Raw genomic sequence first — 18,071 nt, forward strand, 5'->3', positions numbered from 1 at the left:
TATAACGCTTTAGCGCTAGAAACTCCAGCCCTCCAAAACCAAAAAGGCCCGCATCACTGCGGGCCTTTCTCATTCTGTCTCAGTCCACCTTACTCCGCCGCGTCGCGACGGTCGTCCTTTTCCTTGTCGCCGAGCCCGGCTTCCTTGCTCACGACATACTTCTTGCCGTCGGCATCGTCCGGAATTTCCACGGCCACGCCGTCAAAACCAGCCGGTGCCGCAGCGGTCTTGCCGCGGAACGGGCTCGTCACCCATTGGCCGACGCTCGCAAAGTTCGTGCCCAGCCACTTGATCTGCTTCCACATCACACTCGGCGCGGTGATCATCACCGGCACCATGATCAGCGTCAGCAGGGTCGAGAAGAACAGGCCTGAAACCAGCGCTGCCGAAAGGTGGATGAACCACGAGCCGGCAATGCCACCGATGACGATTTCACGGCGGATGAAGTCGAACTCGACGTTCGCCCACATCGGGATAACGCCCAGTGCCGTGAGGAAAGCCGTCAGCAGAACCGGACGGACACGCTGGCTGACCGTCAGCAGCATGGCCTTCACCGGTTCGACATGCTGGTGGCGGTTATAGTCATTGTAGGTGTCGATCAGCACGATGCCGTTCTTCACCACAATACCCGCCAGCGCCACGATGCCGAGACCGGTCATGATCGCCGAAAAACTCATCCCCGTGACCAGCATGCCCAGAAGCACACCTGCCACCGACATGACCACCGTCGAGAGCGTCACCATCACCTGGTAGAAGCTGTTATATTCGAGCAGCAGGATGAAGAAGATCAGGGCCATTGCCATGCCCATCGCCTGGACGATGAAGGCATTGGCGTCGCCCATCTGCTCTTCGGCACCACCGAAAGCGACATTGACGCTTTCGGGGAAGCCCTGCTCGCCGATCCACTTCTGCAGCTCGGCCACCTTGTCGGCGGCATAGACGCCTTCCGGCAGGTTGGTGAGGCCCGCAGCCACGTTCATCACATAAACCTGGTTGCGGCGCTCGATATTGGCGACCTTGGGCACGGCCTGGCGATCGATGAAGTTCGAAACCGGGATCATGCCGTTCTGGGTGGCGATGCGCATGGAGTCGAGTGCGTCGAAGGTGCGCTCGTCCTTGGGCAGGCGAACACGAATGTCGAGTTCGTCGCCGGTTTCGCCGTCGCGATAGGTGCCGAGCTTCACACCATTGGTGATGAGCTGCACATAGGGCACGAGCTCACGCACACCAATGCCATACTTGCCCGCCTCGGCGCGATCGACGGTGATCTGCCAGTCGATGCCCGGGGAGGGGCGGCCGTCTTCGGCGTCGACCACTTCCGGCCAGGTAGACAGATGATCGCGAATAGCGGCAACCACAGGCACCAGGTCGTCGTAGTTTTTGCTCTCGACGCGCATGTTCAGGTCTTTGCCCGCCGGCGGACCATTTTCCGCCGCCAGCACCTGAATATCGAGGCCGGCAATATTGTCGACGCGATTGCGGATGTCGGCAAAGATCGTCGCGGCCGGCACGCGATGGTTCCAGTTGACGAGCTGCAGCTGGAAATTGCCGATCGTGTCCGGCGGCATGGTGCCAAAGGCGCCCGTCGTGCCGAACTGCATGATCACGTCCTGGATGCCGTTGACCTGCAGGATCTGGTCTTCGACCTCGATCAGCATGTCGCGGATTTCTTCGGGCGAGTAATTGCCCTGGCCGACCACGGCAACCGTCGCATATTCGGGTTCCGAAGCCGGGAAGGCTTCCGAGCCGGTCGGGTTGGTCGAGTAGGCGATGAAGATCGCCACGATGATCCCGAAGCCCACCGCCAGCGTCGGCACAGGCCAGGAGATCAGCTTCTCCATGATCCGCACATAGAACCCGGTCAGGCCCGTGACCTTCTTGGGGTCGAACTTGTCCGGATACATGACGATGTCGGCCTTGGCCTTTTCCTTCTCGTCCACATGGGTCGAGGCGATCACCGAGCCGATAACCGGCATGAAGATCAAAGCGGAAATGAACGAGGCGATCATGACGATGATCACGATCATCGGCAGATAGCTCATGAACTTGCCGATAATGCCCGGCCAGAACAGCAGCGGAATGAAGGCGCCGAGCGTGGTCGCCGTAGCGCCCACCACCGGCACGAACATTTTGCGCATGGCCATGATGAAGGCTTCGCGCTTGGGCACGCCTTCCTGCAGCTTTCGTTCGGCATATTCCACGACCACCACGGGGTCGTCGACGAGCACGCCCACCGCGATCACAAGCCCGAACATCACCATCATGTTGATGGTCATGCCCAGCATCTGCGCCACGAGGAAGGCCATCATGAACGAGAGCGGGATGGAAAGGCCGATCATCAGCGCGGGGCGCAGACCCAGCGTTGCGATACAGGTGATCAGCACCAGAGCCACGGCGGTAAGCACTGCCGCCTCAAGCGAGCGGAAGAGGCTCGTCGTCGTGTCGGCCTGGTCGAGGAAGACGGAGTAGCTCACCCCGCTTGGCCAGGTCTTGGCGAGTTCTTCCGTCGTCGCGCGAACCTGGTCCGAAACGTTGATGATATTGGTGCCGAGTTTCTTGGAAACGCCGAGGATCTGGGCCGGAGAGCCGTTCACCTGGGTATATTCGGTCGCATCGGCAAGGTTGCGGGTGATCGTGGCGACATCGCCGAAGGTGACGACGGTATTGCCATCGGTCTTGATCGGCAGGTCATAAACGTCCTGCGCATTGCTGATCAGGCCCGGCACTTCGATATTGAACGATCCCTGTCCGGTATTGAGCGTACCGCCGGGGACCACCATGTTGTTGCGCGAAAGCGCGTCCAGCAGCTGGCTGGCGGTGAGGCCATAGGCTTCAAGACGCAGCAGGTCGATGCGGACTTCGAGCTGTTCCTTGCGCGAACCCGAGAGCTTGACTTCGCGCACGTCGCCAAGGGCTTCGAGCGCGTCCTGCAGTTCCTCGGCGCGGCGGGTCAGTTCCTTTTCAGGCGCCGTACCATAGATCGCCACCGACATGATCGGGCCGATAAAGTCGATTTCCGAGACCGTCGGGTCATCGGCATCGGCTGGGAGCTTGGCCTTGATCGCGTCCATCTTGGCGCGCGTATCCTGAAGGGCCTGGTCCTTGTCGGTATTGATATCGAATTCGAGGATCACCGACGCATGGCCGGTGGTCGAGGTCGAGGTGATATTCTGCAGGCCCGGCAGATTGGCGAGTTCTTCTTCTGCCGGCTTGGCGAGCAGGTTTTCCGCGTCGCGCGGCGACACGCCGGTCTGGCTGATCGAGACGTAGAGATAGGGAACGTCGATGGCCGGGAAACTCTCCTTGGGCATGGAGAGGTACGCAGCCGTACCAGCCGTCAGGACAATCGCCATGACGGTGAGGACGACTCTCGGCATCCTCAGGATTTTTTCAATGAAGTCGAGCATGAAACTCGTCCTTAGCTGGCTGCGGTTTCGGTCGTCTTAGGAGCGGGGCTGGCCTTCACGGCCTGTCCGGCAGTCACACCTTCCTGGCCGACGGTGATCACTTCGGTCACCGGGGGCAGGCCCGTCACCCAGACGCCCTGACGGGTGTCGCTGACGATGGTCACTTCGTGGAACGCCACGACGCCGTCTTCGACGGTCCGCACGCCGAGCGTGCCTTCGTCATCGAGCGTCAGCACCGACTGCGGCAGCAGATGGCCCGGTGCAGCACCGAGATTGACGAGAGCCTCGGCGGTCACGCCGTCCTTGATGGCAAAGTCGGCATTCGGGATTTCGATTTCGACCGGGAAGGCCCGGGTGGCATTGTCAGCCTGCGAGGCGATATAGGTCACCTTGCCTTCGACTGCCTGGCCCGTCACGGTCTTGATCGCGGCAACAAGACCGAGCTTGGCGAGGCCAATGTGCTTTTCCGGAACCATGCCGGCAAAGATCATCGGGTCGAGCTGCACGATAGTGGCGCAGGCGCCACCGGCATTCAGCATCGAACCGGCAAGGGCCACCGGATCCTGAACGAGGCCGGCCACCTTGGCGGTGATTTCGGTGCGGTCGAGTTCGGCTTTCGCATTGTCGAGACCGGCTGCAGCCTGGCTCACGCCTGCCTTGGCCTGGGCGAGGGCCACGTCGGCAGCGTTAGCGGTATTGGCAGCGGCAAGGCCTTTTTCGCGCAGGCCCGCATTGGTGTCGAAATTGAGCTGGGCCTGGGCGAGAGCCGCATTGGCCTGGTCGACGCCGGCCTGAGCCTGGGCGACGGCAGCAACGCGGGTGCCCTGGTCGAGTGTGCAGAGCAGGTCACCCACTTCCACGCGCTGGCCCTTGGTCACATGCACGGTGTCGACCGTGCCGGCAGTTTCGGCCACGGCGGTCACCATGGCCTTGGCCCGGGTGCGGCCGCGCAGCGGCACTTCGACAGGCATCGGCTGGGCGGTAAAGGTCTGGGTCCGCACGTCCGGTAGCGGGGCATTGGAACCGGTCGTTGCTTCATTGCGTTGAGCAATGGTCAGGGCAGGGTCGGTTTCAGGCGCATGGTGTTCAGCCAGAACGCCGGCATCGGCAAGCGCGTTGTGCACGGGTCCGTGCTCTTCGCCTTCGATGACGGAGATGATCGGCTTTTCGCCATTGCCCGGGCCGTTACCCCCCTGCACGAGGGTACCGGTGGTGAGCCAGGCGCCTGCTCCAAGCAGGATTAGCAGCGCCAGGCCATAGGAAAACAATGCACGCATAGAATATCTGCCCCTTTTATTCCGCCGCGTCCTTGCGCTCGTCGGCTCGCGATAAGTTGATCAGTTCGTGCATATGGGTACGCAGATACTTCTCTGCAACGCCCAAAACTTCACGACCGTAATTGAGAACCCAGCAATCGGCCGGGCTGCATTCCTGTTCGGACCGTGCCTGGTCCAATTGCTGCCGCTCGGCGGTCATCCGCTCGAGATGTTCGGTCACCCTGTCGGCGACCAGACTTTGCGGCAGGATGCTGACAAAACGTGCCAGCAGAAGAAACGGACTGCGGAAAACGTCTTCGCCCAGTGGCGCCGACAGCTCCTCGGCAAAAGCCTGGCGTCCGCCATCGGTGATGGAATAGACCTTCCGCGCCGGCTTGCCGTCCTGTGGCACCGTACGGCTCGTTACAAGGCCGTCGTCTTCGAGCTTGGCGAGCGCTGGATAGATCGAGCCAAAGCTGGCTTCCACGAAATAGGCGAACTCGCCCTCGGTGCACATGCGACGGATGTCATAACCCGTGGCCTCACCCTCGTAGAGCACCGATAGACAGAGCGTCCGCACGTTCATCTAGCATAATCCTCCCGGCACTATGCCGGTTCGATATATGCCGGGGCTATATATGTACAACCCCCGGCACACAAGATTTACGAGGGTTGTGATCGTGCAGATCAGTTAAGCGTCTGTTGCATGACGCTTTTATTCTAGCAGCGTCTGCATCTCTTTTGCGGCCTTTTGGGCGAGTTCCAGGCTCGCCGCGGCCACAAAGTACGGATTGAGGAAGCTCAGCTCGTGCTTTCCGTAGCGCATCGGGGCGCCATCGAGTGTTACCACGGCTCCCCCCGCCGCTTCCAGTACCGCCTGGCCCGCCGCCGTGTCCCATTCGCAAGTTGGGGTAAACCGCGGGTAAAGCTGCGCATCGCCGCGCGCCAAGAGACAGAACTTCAGCGACGAGCCCACCGACACATCGCTCTCGACATCGAGCGTCTGGCAAAGCTTTTCGAGCGCCTCATGCCCATGCGAGCGGCTGGCAACGATCCGCAATCGCGGCAACCAGCCCACCTTGGTCTCACGCTTCTCCATCACGACGCCATCCACCACGCGCCCAGTCCAGGCGCCGCTGGTATCGCCAACGAAAATCTCGCCCGTCACCGGCGCCAGCACCACGCCCATGGTCGGCTTGCCATGTTCCACGAGCCCGATATTGACCGTGAATTCGCCATTGCGCTTGATGAATTCCTTGGTCCCATCGAGCGGGTCGACGACGAAATAGCGCTCGCCCAAAACCGGCACGATACCCGCAGCCACGCTCTCCTCGCCCAGAACCGGCAGCCCGGTCCCCTTGAGATGCGCAATGATAACCTGTTCGGCCGCCGCATCCGCTTCGGTCACCGGCGACCCATCCGATTTCGCCACGGCATGGATCGGCCGCGAATAGACATCGAGGATCACCGCCGCCGCTGCGATCGCAGCCTCAACTGCAAGATCGGTAATGGTCTGGGAGGCGGCAAGAACAGAACTATCGGTCATTTGGCCGGCTTTTTGGGAGAAAGTCAGCGCGTCTTTACGCCTGTCTCTGCCGCCTGACAATCGACCGAATTTGCCGGCTCTATCGTCTCCCTCCCCCTTGTGGGGAGGGATCAAGGGTGGGGGTTCGGCAAACGCTGGTGCGTAAAACCCTACCGCAACAACCCTTGCCCACCATCGATCCAGACCGGCGTCCCCGTAATATGCCGCGACGCATCCGAAACCAGAAACAGCACCACCTCGGCCACATCCTCGGCCTTGCCCGGCTTACCCCCGGTAATCGGAATATCACCCCGCGGAAAGCTCACCGGTATCTCGGTCTTCTCCATACCGCGCTTGCTCGTATTCTCCCCGATCTGGCTCTCGATCGAGCCAGGACACACCGCATTGACCCTGATCCCCCGCGGCCCCAGCTCCAGCGCCAATTGCTGCGCTATAGCCAGCTGCGCCGCCTTCGTCGCCGAATAGGCCGATGCCCCCGGCGTCGTAAACGTCCGCGTCCCATTGATCGACGAGATGATCACGATCGCCCCACCCCCCGCCGCTTCCAGCCGCGGCACCGCATGATGCAGCGTCAGATAGGTCCCGCGCAGATTGACCGTGATCGTCTTGTCCCATTCCTCGGGCGTAATCTCCTCGATCGGCGCCCAGACCCCGTTGATCCCCGCATTGGCCACGACAATATCGAGCTTTCCAAACCGCTCGACCACCAGCGCCACGGCCCGCGCCATATCCCGGTCATCCGAAATATCCGCCGTAATGCTGATCGCCTTGCCGCCCTGGTTCTCGATCTCAGCCGCCACGGCATCGACCTCCGCCTTGGTCCGGCTCAACACCGCAACATTGGCGCCCTCCCGCGCCAGGAGCAGTGCCGTCGCCTTGCCAATCCCCGAGCCGGCCCCGGTCACCAATGCGGTCTTGTTCGAAAGGGTCTGCATCCACGCCTCCTTGCTGACAGGCAAAACGCAAAAGGCGGCGCAGGGTTGTCCCACGCCGCCCGATTTCTCGAAACGTCCAAGACTTACCGGACCTTGTGGTCCTGCTCGATGATGGCGTGGGTGAGGCTGCCGGTCGCCGGATAGAGCGGGATCAGGCAGGCCTGCAGCGCGTGATAAATGTCCGGCTTGCCCACAAACAGGTTCGAAGCCGGCGTCAGGTCTTCCTTCAACTCGCTGAGCCAACCGCCACGCGCATGGTCGATCACATGGTTCTCGGCATAGTCCCAGAGCTTGCGGTACCAGACCTGGAAATAGGCATCATTGTCATGCGCCGAAATATAGCTCGCCGCACCAATAGCCTCGGCCACCGGCCACCACAGCTTTTCGCGGATCGCCGGCTCGTCGTTCCAGTCGAGCGTATAAAAGAAGCCGCCATGCACCTTGTCCCAACCAAGCTCGATCGAGCGTTGGAACAGGTTCCGCGCCGCCTCGGTCATCCACGAGTGCTGCTTCTGGCCCAGTACCCAGAGCTGATAGAGCAGGCGCGACCATTCCAGCCAATGGCCCGGCGTCGTGCCCGAAGGGCGGAACATTTCATTGGGGTGGCGATAATTCTTGTCGACCACCCAGTATTCGTCAAAGTGCTCGGCCACGCGATGGTTGAGCCGCACCGCGTTCTTGCGGATGATCAGCTCGGCAATACGCTCGGCCTTCTTGAGATAGGCCTGCTGCCCCGTCGCCTCATAAGCCGCCATCAGCGCCTCGGTGAGGTGCATATTGGAATTCTGCCCGCGATAGCCGCGAACCTCGGTCCAGTCCGCGCTGAATTCTTCGCGCACCGCCCCGACACTATCGTCCCAGAACCGCTTCTCGATCACCTCGGTCGCGTCGGCAATCACTTTGTCAGCCAGCGGATGCCCAACCAGCTTGGCGCTTGACCCGGCCAGCAGCACAAAAGCATGCCCGTAGGCCTGCTTCGCACCATCTTTCAGGCCATTGTCGTCGAGCGACCAGACATAGCCGCCGCGCTGCTGGTCGCGATGCTTGTTCCAGAGATAGTTCATGCCATGGTCGATGATCTCGTCCGATCCCGGCCGCCCGATCAGGCTCCCCACCACGGCGCAATGGATCATGCGCGTCGTCACATGGATCTGCCGGACCGCATTGTCTTCCTCAAGCGGCATGCCCTCGTCGTCGAGCTCAAAAAAGCCGCCCTTGGGATTGATCGAGGCCGCTTCGAAAAAGTCGAAGAGATCATTGGCCTGCCGCATCAGATACTGGCGGTGAAAAGGGCGCTTCTGCCAGGGGCTGGCATTGGTCTTGGGCAGAGAATTGGTGGCGTCGCTCATCTTGGCTCCCGTCCGGCAGAAGAAAAGAGCCGGGCATCAAGGAAGCTTCTAGCGAGATCGTGGCAACGTTGCAAATTCTCGCCGCACCATAGCCCGGTAACCCAGTAGCCCTCATGGTGAGGTGCGAAACGAAGTGAAGCCTCGAACCACGAGGGCGTGCCCGGATGCTGCAGTGCCATGCTCTCGTGGTTCGAGGCTTTGCAAGTGCAAAGCGCCTCACCATGAGGGCTACTGCGAAGCCTTGGTTGAACTCAGCGGACGCGAAAATCACCCCTTCGCGTACCAGGCCTCCACCCGCCGCACCTCCTCAGCCGATCCCAAAATCACCGGCACCCGCTGATGTATCCCCGTCGGCTCCACATCGAGAATTTCCTGCCGCCCCGTCGTCGAAAGCCCACCGGCCCCCTCGACCAGCCAGGCCATCGGGTTCGCCTCATAAAGCAGCCGCAACCGCCCGCCCTTGCTCACCGTCTCGCTATCGAGCGGATAGAGAAAAATCCCGCCCCGCATCAGGATGCGCAGGATATCGGCCACCATCGACCCCACCCAGCGCATATTGTAGCGCTTACCCGCCGGCCCGGCTTCCCCGGCAACACTTTCCTTCACATAGCCCAGCGTCGCCGCGTCCCAAAACCGCTCGCGCGCCGTATTGATGGCAAATTCCCCCGAGGCTTCCGGCACCTTTGCCGCAACGACCACCTGCACCCATTCGCCCCTGCCATCGAGCGTGAACACAGAAACATCACCCGCGATCCGCAAAACAAGACTCGTCGCCGGCCCATAGGCAACAAACCCGGCGGCCAACTGCGTGCGCCCCTTCTGCAAGAGGCCCCCGCGCTCGGCAGCACCGAAAAAATTGTGCCTACCGTCACATTCACATCGAGATTGGACGACCCATCGAGCGGATCGGTGGCGACAATGAACGCCCCCTGGTTTTCGAAATGAACCGCATCATCCAGCTCTTCCGAAATCAGCACCGAAACCGCGTCATTCGCCTGCAGATGCTTGAGCACGACATCATTGGAGATGACATCAAGCGCCTTCTGCGCCTCGCCCTGCACATTGGTATGCCCAGCAAGCCCCGTCTGCCCGGCAATCGGCGCCTCGCGCAACACAGCCCCGATCTCCGCCGAAGCCGCCGCCATACTCACCACCACGCTCCGCAGCGCAGCATCATCGGTCTCGGCAACAAGCCATTGGGCAAGCGTGGTCATGGGCAACTCCTTGTTGCCCGCCACTGTCGCGATTGAGGCTTTGCGGACAAGACCGACTTTTGGGTTACTCGCCGGCCCAAGGGCAAATTCGCTCCGGTGGAGCGAATTTAGGCGAGGAAGCCATTCGAGCTACGCTCGAATCGCGGGGCCAAGCGACCTCACCCCTCCCGCGCCAAATCCGCCAGCAAACCGGCCGCCACACTGAGCCGCGACACAGTCGCCGCCCCACCCGTCAGCTCGGTCACCGCCTTCACCGTTCGCGCAATCCCGGCCTCATGCTGGCCTCGCCAGGTCGCAATGTCCCCGGCCTTCAGCACGTCCGCCGTCAGGTCGCGCAGCGCGCGCATCAGGTTGGCCAGGGCCCGGTCGAGCGCCATGCGATCAAACCGGTCTGCCAGCACAATATTCCGCCCCTCCTCGACGATGCGGAAGAGATCAAACTGCCCCGCCGCGCCGAAGAACGCCCCCGCCGCCGCTTCGATCGACACCCCGGCGCGTTCCGCCACCAGCACGATATCGCTTGCATTGCCGATCACCGGCAATTCCCCGATCCGCTGCGCCAGTTCTGCGTCGACGCCATGCTCCACGAGTTCAGCGATCCGTCCCGAAAGCGCCTCGCGCTCCTTGTCCGACAGCAGGCTGACGCCAGCACCACGCAACGCCTCGACGCCCGCCTTGTGCCGCTCCACCAGCGCCGCCACATCGCTCGCCCCGACATTGCCATTGCGCAGGAACCACAGCGCCTCGCGATAGAGCAGGGCCTCCACCTGCGCATAAAGCGCCAGCTGCACCGCGCCCGGCACCTTGTTGTCCAGCGCGTCCACAGCCGCATAAAGCGCTGTCAGCCCATAGACATCGCGCACCGCCGCATAGGCGAGCGCCACTTCCCCGGCACTGGCGCTAGTCGCCGCCATCAGTTCGGAAACGAAGGCCGGCCCACCGCGATTGATCATCGCATTGGCCAACACCGTTGCGATCACTTCGCGCTTCAGCCGATGCCCTTCCACGGCCGCGGGATAGGTCGCATTCAGCTTTTGCGGGAAATAGCGGAAAAGCTCACCCGCAAGATAAGGCGTGTCGATTGCCCGCCCCGCAACGAGGTCATCGAACAGCGACAGCTTTGCATAGGCAAGGATGACAGCCAGTTCCGGCCGCGTCAGTCCCTTGCCCTGCGCCGCCCGCGCGTCGAGCACCGCATCGCTGGGCAAGAATTCCACTGCGCGATCAAGCCGTCCGCGCTCTTCCAGCCCTTCGATCAGCACACGATGATCCGGCAGTTCCGAAGTGCCCGCCCGCTCGGCCAGCGACAGTGCCAGCCCCTGCAGATAGTTGTTCCGGAGGCACAGTGCCGCGACGTCGTCTGTCATGCTGGCAAGGAACGCAATGCGCGCCTCCCCGTCCAGCGCCCCCGCTGCCACCACCGGCGCCAGCGCGATCTTGATATTGACCTCGAGGTCGGAAGAATTGACGCCGGCCGAATTGTCGATGGCGTCGGTATTGATCCGCCCACCTTTGAGCGCATAGGCAATGCGCCCACGCTGCGTCACGCCGAGATTTGCGCCTTCGCCCACCACCTTGGCGCGCACCTGATCGGCCGTGACACGGATCGCATCATTGGCGCGGTCACCCACCGAGGCGTCGTCCTCTTCCGGCGCCTTGATATAGGTACCGATACCGCCAAACCACAGCAGGTCCACCTGCGCCGACAAAATGGCGCGCATCACTTCGTTCGGTGACGCGGTGGCCTTCTGCAGCCCCAGCAGCGCCTGCATTTCCTCGCTCAGCGGAATGACCTTCAGGCTTCGCGAAAACACCCCGCCACCCGCTGAAATCAGGCTCTTGTCATAGTCCTGCCAGCTTGAACGGGGCAGGGCGAAAAGCCGCTTCCGCTCAGCCAGGCTCACCGCCGCATCCGGCGTCGGATCGAAGAAAATATCGCGGTGGTCAAACGCTGCCACGAGCCGGATTTCGGGCGAAAGCAACATGCCATTGCCGAACACGTCGCCGCTCATGTCGCCCACGCCGACAACGCTGAACGGCTCGGCCTGGATATTGCGGTCCATCTCACGGAAATGCCGCTTCACCGCTTCCCCAGCCACCGCGCGCGGTAATGGCCATCTTCTTGTGGTCATAGCCGACCGAACCGCCCGAAGCGAAGGCATCGCCCAGCCAGAAGCCGCGCGAAATGGCGATGGCATTGGCCGTGTCCGAAAAGCTTGCCGTGCCCTTGTCCGCCGCCACCACGAGATAGGGATCATCCCCATCGCGTCGCATCGTTTCGGCCGGCGGCACGACTTCGCCATCAATGAGATTATCGGTCACATCCAGCAGCGAGCCGATGAAAATCTTGTAGCTCTCGGTGCCTTCCGCCATGAACGCATCACGCGCCATCCCGGCGACGAGCCGCTTGGGCACAAACCCGCCCTTGGCCCCCACCGGCACGATCACGGCGTTCTTCACCTGCTGCGCCTTCACCAGCCCCAGCACTTCCGTGCGGAAATCTTCCGGTCGGTCCGACCAGCGCAAGCCGCCACGTGCAATGGCGCCAAAGCGCAGGTGAATACCTTCAACCCGCGGCGAATAGACCGAAATCTCGCGATAGGGCCGTGGCGCAGCCATGCCTTCCACCTTGGCGCTATCATACTTGATTGCCAAAGCCGGCCGCCGCCGCCCATCCGCATCCCGCTGGAACGAGTTGGTCCGCAGCGACGCGTCAACGAGGTTGAGGAACCGCCGGATGATCGTATCTTCATCGAGCGAAGCGGTCGCTTCCAACTGCGCCGCGATAATGTCCCGCGCCGCCGCCTCGGCCATGCCGCGGCTTTCGAGCTTCGGATCATGCAGCGCGCCAAACAGCGTCACCAGCGCCTTTGCCGCCTCGGCCTGCGTCACGAGCACCTGCGCAATATAGCGCTGCGAATACGAAATCCCGATCTGCCGCAAATAGCGCGAGAACGAGCGCAACAGCGCCGCATCGGTCCAGTCGAGCCCAGCCTGGGTCACGAGCGTATTGAGCTGATCGCTCTCCGCCGCCCCGGCCCACACAGCCAGGAGCCCCGCCTCGATCGCCGCACCCCGCGCCACAACATCCAGCTCCGCCCCATTGCTCGGCGCCAGCACCATGTCGTGGATGAACCGCTCGATCCCGTCGCGCGGCACCAGCGTATAGGTCCGCTCGTCGATCACCTTGAACCCAAAGTGCTCGAGCATGGGCACACGGTCGGAAAGCGGAATGGCCCCGCCCTTGGCATAGAATTTCAGCCCCAGCGCGCCCTCGGCGCCCTGCCGCGCCCGCAGCTTCAGCGCAATCCCACCCTCGTGCACTTCGCGCAAGACGGCGATATCGCCCAGCGCATCCTCGGCCGAATTGCGCGACTGGTAAGCCTGCGAAAATGCCGAGCGATAGTCGCTGATCGCTGCCGGATCGGGCGCCGCCTTCTGCAGCAGGTCCGAAAAATCCTGCGTCAGCGCTTCGACGCGGCTTTCGAGCTCCGTTCGGCTCGGATTGGGCGTCACGCCGCCAAGCCGCCCGATGATCACATGCAACCGCACGAGATCCCCTTCGGGGAAGTTCGGATAGTATGCCGAAACGCGCCCGTCATAGATTTCCGCGAGATAGCGCGTGATCCGCGCCCGCACGTCCCCGTCATAGCGGTCGCGCGGCACGAAAACGAGGATCGACACAAAGTTGTCGAACCGGTCGATACGCGGCAAGACCCGCACCCGCGGCCGGTCATAAAGCGCCGCAATCGCCTCAGAAAATTCCGCCAGCAGCCCCGTATCGATCTGGAACATCTCGTCGCGCGGATAGCTATCGAGCGCGCTCAGCAGCGCCCGCCCGGCATGCCCCAGCGGATCAAGTCCGCTCTTGCGCATCACCTCGGCCACCTTGCGCCGGATGATTGGCACATCGGTATGCGGCGTCGCCAGCGCCTGCGCGGTAAACAGCCCCACCACGCGCAATTCCCCGCGCACATTGCCCGCTGCGTCGTAAAGCTTCACCCCGACATAATCGAGATGCACGCGCCGATGCACGCGCGCCCGCACATTGGCCTTGGTCACCAGCAGCGGCTCGGCGGTCTTGAGGAAAGCCACCAGCTCCGGCGTGCTGTCCACATAGGCCTGGCCCGTCCGCAAAACCTTCAGCCCGGCATCGCGCAAAATGCCGAGCCCGGTATCGTCCTCCGGCACCAGCGTCTCGTCATCCAGCCGATATTCGCGCATGCCGAGGAAGGTAAAATTATGCTCGGTCAGCCATTCGAGAAAGCGCACCGGCTCGTCGCGCAGCGCCGGCTTCAGCCCATCGAGCCCACCCATCGCCTGCCGCAAGCGGTCGAGCATCGGGCGCCAGTCGTTGACGGCCCGCGCCACTTCGGTCAGCGTCTCGGCAATCTCCGCGCGCAAAGCCTCCGGATCGGCCACCGGCTCGCTATGGATATGCAGCACGCTGATCGCCGCGCCACCGGTCTCGGTCACCTGGCCCTGGTTCACCCGCACCACGGGATGGCAGAAGAGGCGAATGGCGCCGCCCATGGCCCGCAGCGCCGCCAGCGTCGAGTCGACGATAAAGGGCATGTCGGGCGAAATCACATCGATCACCAGCGCGCCCCCCGCATGGGCCGGCGGGGTGAGCAGAATGCGCGTATCGCTCAGGGACCCGGCGAACAGCGCCTTGTGGCTGGCCTCGAGCGCGGCAAGCAGAACCTCGGGCTTCTGACGCACCAGATCGTCCGGATCAGCCGCCTTGATGGCCTCGATCAGGAAGCGCTCCAGGCTGGCATTCCCCTTCGCCAAGGCCGATGCTGCCTCGATAAAAGCCCAGCTCCGTTCGTCCGTCATATGCCGCCCCCCTTAGAGCGCTTTCAGGTGATCCCGGCGCCGCTTTCTCTTAAAGCCAGACGCCAGTCCCGAAGTGATTTGGTCCGCACTCTATCAGGCTTGGCCCGCCTGTCTGCCCTTCCTAAGTTTCATGCCCCAATGACCGAACAGCAGTGTGACGACCGAAAAATTTCACAAAACTGCCACATTCGGGCAAAGCGTTTCCGACTCGCGCCGTGTCACGCAGCGTTTACCTCTTGTTAATCTCGATTGATCTGGTAGTCTTTTGATAGACATTGCGATGAGGCCCCCATGCCCAACGTCTATCTGATGGTTTCCTACGCCGCGCTGGCCGCAGCCCTGATCCTGGGCTTCGCCGTCACCGCCCATGGCGGACCATTGTTCTTCTGAATAATCCGGGCGCGAAGCTTGGTTCCGATCAGTGCACGCTTACCGGCGTGACCGGGTTCGCTGGCCCTTCGCCGATTTTCGGCCCTTCCCAAAACACCACATAGAGCAGCTCTTCGCCGCGCGCGTCGGTAATCTCGATCGTCCGCGGTGCGCGCGTCTCGCCGCCTTCGCCGGCCAGCTTGTCGATGATCGCCTTGCCGATTTCCGCCGCCTGCTGCTCGGCAGCGTCCAGATCCGCCAATTCGCTGCCCGCTTCGTCGCGAACCAGCTCTTCATCGGTACGATAGTGAAAGAAATAACGCGGCACATCTGCCTCCTGGACGCTTGGCAAACGCCGCCCTCACGGTCGCGGTTGCCTCATCCAGAGTGAATCAGGAAATCGATTGCAGTGTGGCACTAAAGCCTGGCTGCCGAAAGTGCCTGCCGGTTTTGAGGCAAGGGCATGCTCAAAAAAACCTGCGTCAGTCGATCCTTGAAAGCGCGTGATAGTCGTGCCGCTGCCACAGCAACGGACTGCGCCCATCATGCGATTCCGCCTCGATGATGGCTCCCGCAAACAGCACATGCGTGCCCGTCTCGATCGAGCCGATCACCTCGCAATCGATCGCCGTCACTGCACCCGCCAACAGCGGTTGCCCCGAGGGCCAGCGCGACCATTTGCCGAGATCGAACCGCGCGTCATGCGGCACCTTGCCGGCAAAGGCGTCAGCAATCTCGCTTTGATCTTCCGCCAGCACCGCCATGGAAAATCCACCGGTCTTGGCGATGAAATCGGCGAGCCGACTGACGATGTCGATCGAGATCAACACCGAAGGCGGATTGGCCGAAAGCGACAGCACCGCCGTCACCGTTCGCCCCACCATTTCGTCGCCCCGCCGCGCCGTCACCACGGAAACGCTCGAAGCCACGGATGACATGGCCGCGCGAAACTCCGCAGTGCTCACCACAGGGTTTCTCGTCGGGCGCAGCGCCATGCTGTCCGGCATTTCAAAATCAGCCATAACGCTACTCAAGGACGCACCCGCCTTGGCGCGCTTTGCGCGTCTGGCGAACTGCTGAAAATCAATAATCGCGCAATCCGGTCGCAAGGCGCAATCCATCCGCCGCATCGCATTTTGGAAATTGGAGAAACGGCGCAGAACCTTTCCCAATCCCGGTGTCATTCCCGCGAAAGCGGGAACCTCTGTTTTGAAACGGAGGTCCCCGCTTTCGCGGGGATGACCCGGTGATGGGACTGTCCGCGTGGACGAAAGCCTCAGCCCACGTTCGCCTCGGCAAACTCATAGTTCGCCAGCCTATCCAAGAAGTTCGTCACATAGTCCGGACGACGATTGCGGAAGTCGACATAATAGCTGTGCTCCCACACATCGAGCCCAAGCAGCACCTTGCCTTCACCCGTAGCAATCGGGTTCGAACCGTTCGGGGTCTTGGTCGCCTTCAACCTGCCGTCCGTCCCCAGCACCAGCCATGCCCAGCCCGAACCAAACTGCGTCGTCGCAGCGGTCTTGAACGCATCCTTGAAGGCATCCACCGAACCAAAATCTTCAACGATCTTGGCTTCGAGCTTGCCCGGCAGCTTGCCGCCGGTCGGGGTCAGCGCGTTCCAGAAATGGATGTGGTTCCAGTGCTGGCCTGCATTGTTGAACACCGGCGCCAGATCGGCCTTGTCCTTGGCAAAGAGAACGATCTCTTCAAGGCTCTTGCCCTGCAGGTCCGGATTCTTCTCAACGAAACCGTTGAGCGCCGTCACATAGGCCTGGTGGTGCTTGCCGTGGTGCAGCTCCAGCGTTTCCTGGCTCATGCCGGCAGCGGCCAGCGCATTGGTGGAATAGGGCAGGGTGGGGAGTTCAAAGGCCATTTCGGGGCTCCTTCAAAAGCGCTTCCGAGAACCAGAAACGCGACCGGCTTGCCATTGTTGGCCATCCGGAGTATTTTCCAAGCAATGACTTTGAAAACCCATTCCACGAATATGTCAAGTTCGGACTTGGAAAATTACGCATGGTCGCCGCGCAGCCCCGGCGAGCGTGTGCTCATGGCGCTAAAAATGCGCAATGGCCTCTCCTCGTCCGCCATCGGCGAACAGTTGGGGATCACCGGCGAAGCCGCGCGCCAGCAATTGCTGCGCCTCGCGCAAGAAGGCCTTGTCACCTCCGAGAACATCTCCTCCGGCGTCGGCCGCCCCACCCAGGCCTGGTCGCTCACATCAGCCGCCCAGTCGCGCTTCCCCGATACGCACGCAGCCCTGACGGTTCAACTCCTCGACCTCATCGGCTCGACCCTCGGCGAGGGCGCCCTCGACACCATCATCACCGCCCGCGAAACCCTCACCCGCGAGGCCTATGAAGGCGCCGTTTCCGACAAACCAGACCTGAAGGATCGCGTCGCCGCCCTGGTCGACCTGCGCAGCCGCGAAGGCTACATGGCCGACTGGAACGAGCAGCCCGACGGCTCGCTCTTGTTGGTCGAAAACCACTGTCCCATCTGCGCCGCTGCCACGGCCTGCCAGGGCTTTTGCCGGGCTGAACTCGACGTCTTCCGCGCCGTCCTCGGCCCCGACGTCAATGTCGAGCGCGAAGAACACATCGTCAGCGGCGGCCGCCGCTGCTCCTATCGCATTACCTCCGAGTCCGCCTCATGACCGAACCCCGCCCCCCGTCGGCACGCGCCTCACCCGCATCGGCTGGGACACCCCCGAAGGCCTCGACGAAGCTCTCATTCAGCAGGTCGTCAACGAATTCTACGCCGCTGCCCGCCAGGACGCCGTCATCGGCCCGGTCTTCAATCGCGTCATCCCCGAAGCCGATTGGCCTTCCCACCTCGCCACCATTGCCGATTTCTGGAGCTCCATGCTCCTCGGCACCGGCAAATATGGCGGCCGCCCGATGCCAAAACATATGGCCATCCCCGAGCTCGAAGACGCCCACTTCATGCGCTGGCTCCGCCTTTTCCGCGAAACCGTCACGCGCCTCTGCGCGCCCGAAATCGCCGAAATCTTCATCGAGCGCTCCGAACGCATCGGCAATTCCTTCCGCATGAACATCGCCATGCGCCGGGGCAACGACATCACCACCATGGGCCCGCTCAAGCGCGAACCGCCCGCGGTCTGGAAGCCGGGTAATTCTTGAGCTTCCGCAC

At 62.2% G+C, this 18,071-nt stretch carries 14 protein-coding genes and 1 pseudogene; 2 read left to right on the top strand and 13 right to left on the bottom strand.

Annotated elements, in window-relative coordinates; genetic code table 11:
• Window positions 1–89: 89 nt before the first annotated feature.
• The 13 genes and pseudogenes from NVV77_RS04200 to NVV77_RS04260 form a co-directional block, all read right to left on the bottom strand.
• Window positions 90–3,407 carry an efflux RND transporter permease subunit gene (locus tag NVV77_RS04200; RefSeq protein ID WP_295411048.1) on the bottom strand — a complete coding sequence of 1,106 codons (3,318 nt, stop codon included), beginning with the start codon at window positions 3,405–3,407 and terminating at the stop codon, window positions 90–92.
• 11 nt (window positions 3,408–3,418) lie between these two features.
• Entirely contained in the window at window positions 3,419–4,684 is a 1,266-nt protein-coding gene (locus NVV77_RS04205; RefSeq protein WP_295411050.1) for an efflux RND transporter periplasmic adaptor subunit, read from the bottom strand.
• Window positions 4,685–4,700: 16 nt separating this feature from the next.
• Entirely contained in the window at window positions 4,701–5,249 is a 549-nt protein-coding gene (locus NVV77_RS04210; protein WP_295411051.1) for a PadR family transcriptional regulator, read from the bottom strand.
• A gap of 129 nt (window positions 5,250–5,378) precedes the next feature.
• Window positions 5,379–6,209 (bottom strand): 3'(2'),5'-bisphosphate nucleotidase CysQ, encoded by an 831-nt coding sequence (cysQ, locus tag NVV77_RS04215; protein ID WP_295411053.1) that lies wholly within the window; start codon window positions 6,207–6,209, stop codon window positions 5,379–5,381.
• 149 nt (window positions 6,210–6,358) lie between these two features.
• Entirely contained in the window at window positions 6,359–7,144 is a 786-nt protein-coding gene (locus NVV77_RS04220; RefSeq protein WP_295411055.1) for an SDR family NAD(P)-dependent oxidoreductase, read from the bottom strand.
• Window positions 7,145–7,227: 83 nt separating this feature from the next.
• Window positions 7,228–8,493: an AGE family epimerase/isomerase gene (locus tag NVV77_RS04225; protein WP_295411056.1), complete on the bottom strand. Its 1,266-nt coding sequence runs from the start codon at window positions 8,491–8,493 to the stop codon at window positions 7,228–7,230.
• Window positions 8,494–8,760: 267 nt separating this feature from the next.
• Entirely contained in the window at window positions 8,761–9,318 is a 558-nt protein-coding gene (locus NVV77_RS04230; protein ID WP_295411058.1) for a hypothetical protein, read from the bottom strand.
• Between the two features lie 74 nt (window positions 9,319–9,392).
• Window positions 9,393–9,707: pseudogene (locus NVV77_RS21875) on the bottom strand (hypothetical protein); the annotation flags it as partial.
• 158 nt (window positions 9,708–9,865) lie between these two features.
• Window positions 9,866–11,791: an NAD-glutamate dehydrogenase domain-containing protein gene (locus NVV77_RS04240; protein WP_295411062.1), complete on the bottom strand. Its 1,926-nt coding sequence runs from the start codon at window positions 11,789–11,791 to the stop codon at window positions 9,866–9,868.
• Window positions 11,772–14,546, bottom strand: a complete 2,775-nt coding sequence (locus NVV77_RS04245) for an NAD-glutamate dehydrogenase domain-containing protein (protein ID WP_295411064.1) — start codon at window positions 14,544–14,546, stop codon at window positions 11,772–11,774. Before NVV77_RS04245 ends, NVV77_RS04240 begins: the two co-directional genes overlap by 20 nt.
• Before the next feature lie 418 nt (window positions 14,547–14,964).
• The gene (locus NVV77_RS04250; protein WP_291418592.1) at window positions 14,965–15,243 is read right to left on the bottom strand and encodes a hypothetical protein; all 279 of its coding nucleotides are present in this window, start codon (window positions 15,241–15,243) and stop codon (window positions 14,965–14,967) included.
• Between the two features lie 154 nt (window positions 15,244–15,397).
• Window positions 15,398–15,937 carry a flavin reductase family protein gene (locus tag NVV77_RS04255; protein WP_295411067.1) on the bottom strand — a complete coding sequence of 180 codons (540 nt, stop codon included), beginning with the start codon at window positions 15,935–15,937 and terminating at the stop codon, window positions 15,398–15,400.
• A 254-nt stretch (window positions 15,938–16,191) separates the two neighbouring features.
• Window positions 16,192–16,794: a superoxide dismutase gene (locus tag NVV77_RS04260; protein WP_295411069.1), complete on the bottom strand. Its 603-nt coding sequence runs from the start codon at window positions 16,792–16,794 to the stop codon at window positions 16,192–16,194.
• A gap of 111 nt (window positions 16,795–16,905) precedes the next feature.
• On the opposite strand from NVV77_RS04260, the gene NVV77_RS04265 reads away from it, so the two are divergent.
• A complete protein-coding gene (locus tag NVV77_RS04265) occupies window positions 16,906–17,574 on the top strand; it encodes a metalloregulator ArsR/SmtB family transcription factor (protein ID WP_295411071.1) in 669 nt (222 codons plus the stop codon).
• The gene (locus NVV77_RS04270; protein ID WP_295411073.1) at window positions 17,498–18,061 is read left to right on the top strand and encodes a group III truncated hemoglobin; all 564 of its coding nucleotides are present in this window, start codon (window positions 17,498–17,500) and stop codon (window positions 18,059–18,061) included. The genes NVV77_RS04265 and NVV77_RS04270 overlap by 77 nt, the downstream gene beginning before the upstream one ends.
• Window positions 18,062–18,071 lie beyond the last annotated feature (10 nt).

Source organism: Devosia sp. (genome assembly GCF_024707125.1).
Classification (GTDB): domain Bacteria; phylum Pseudomonadota; class Alphaproteobacteria; order Rhizobiales; family Devosiaceae; genus Devosia.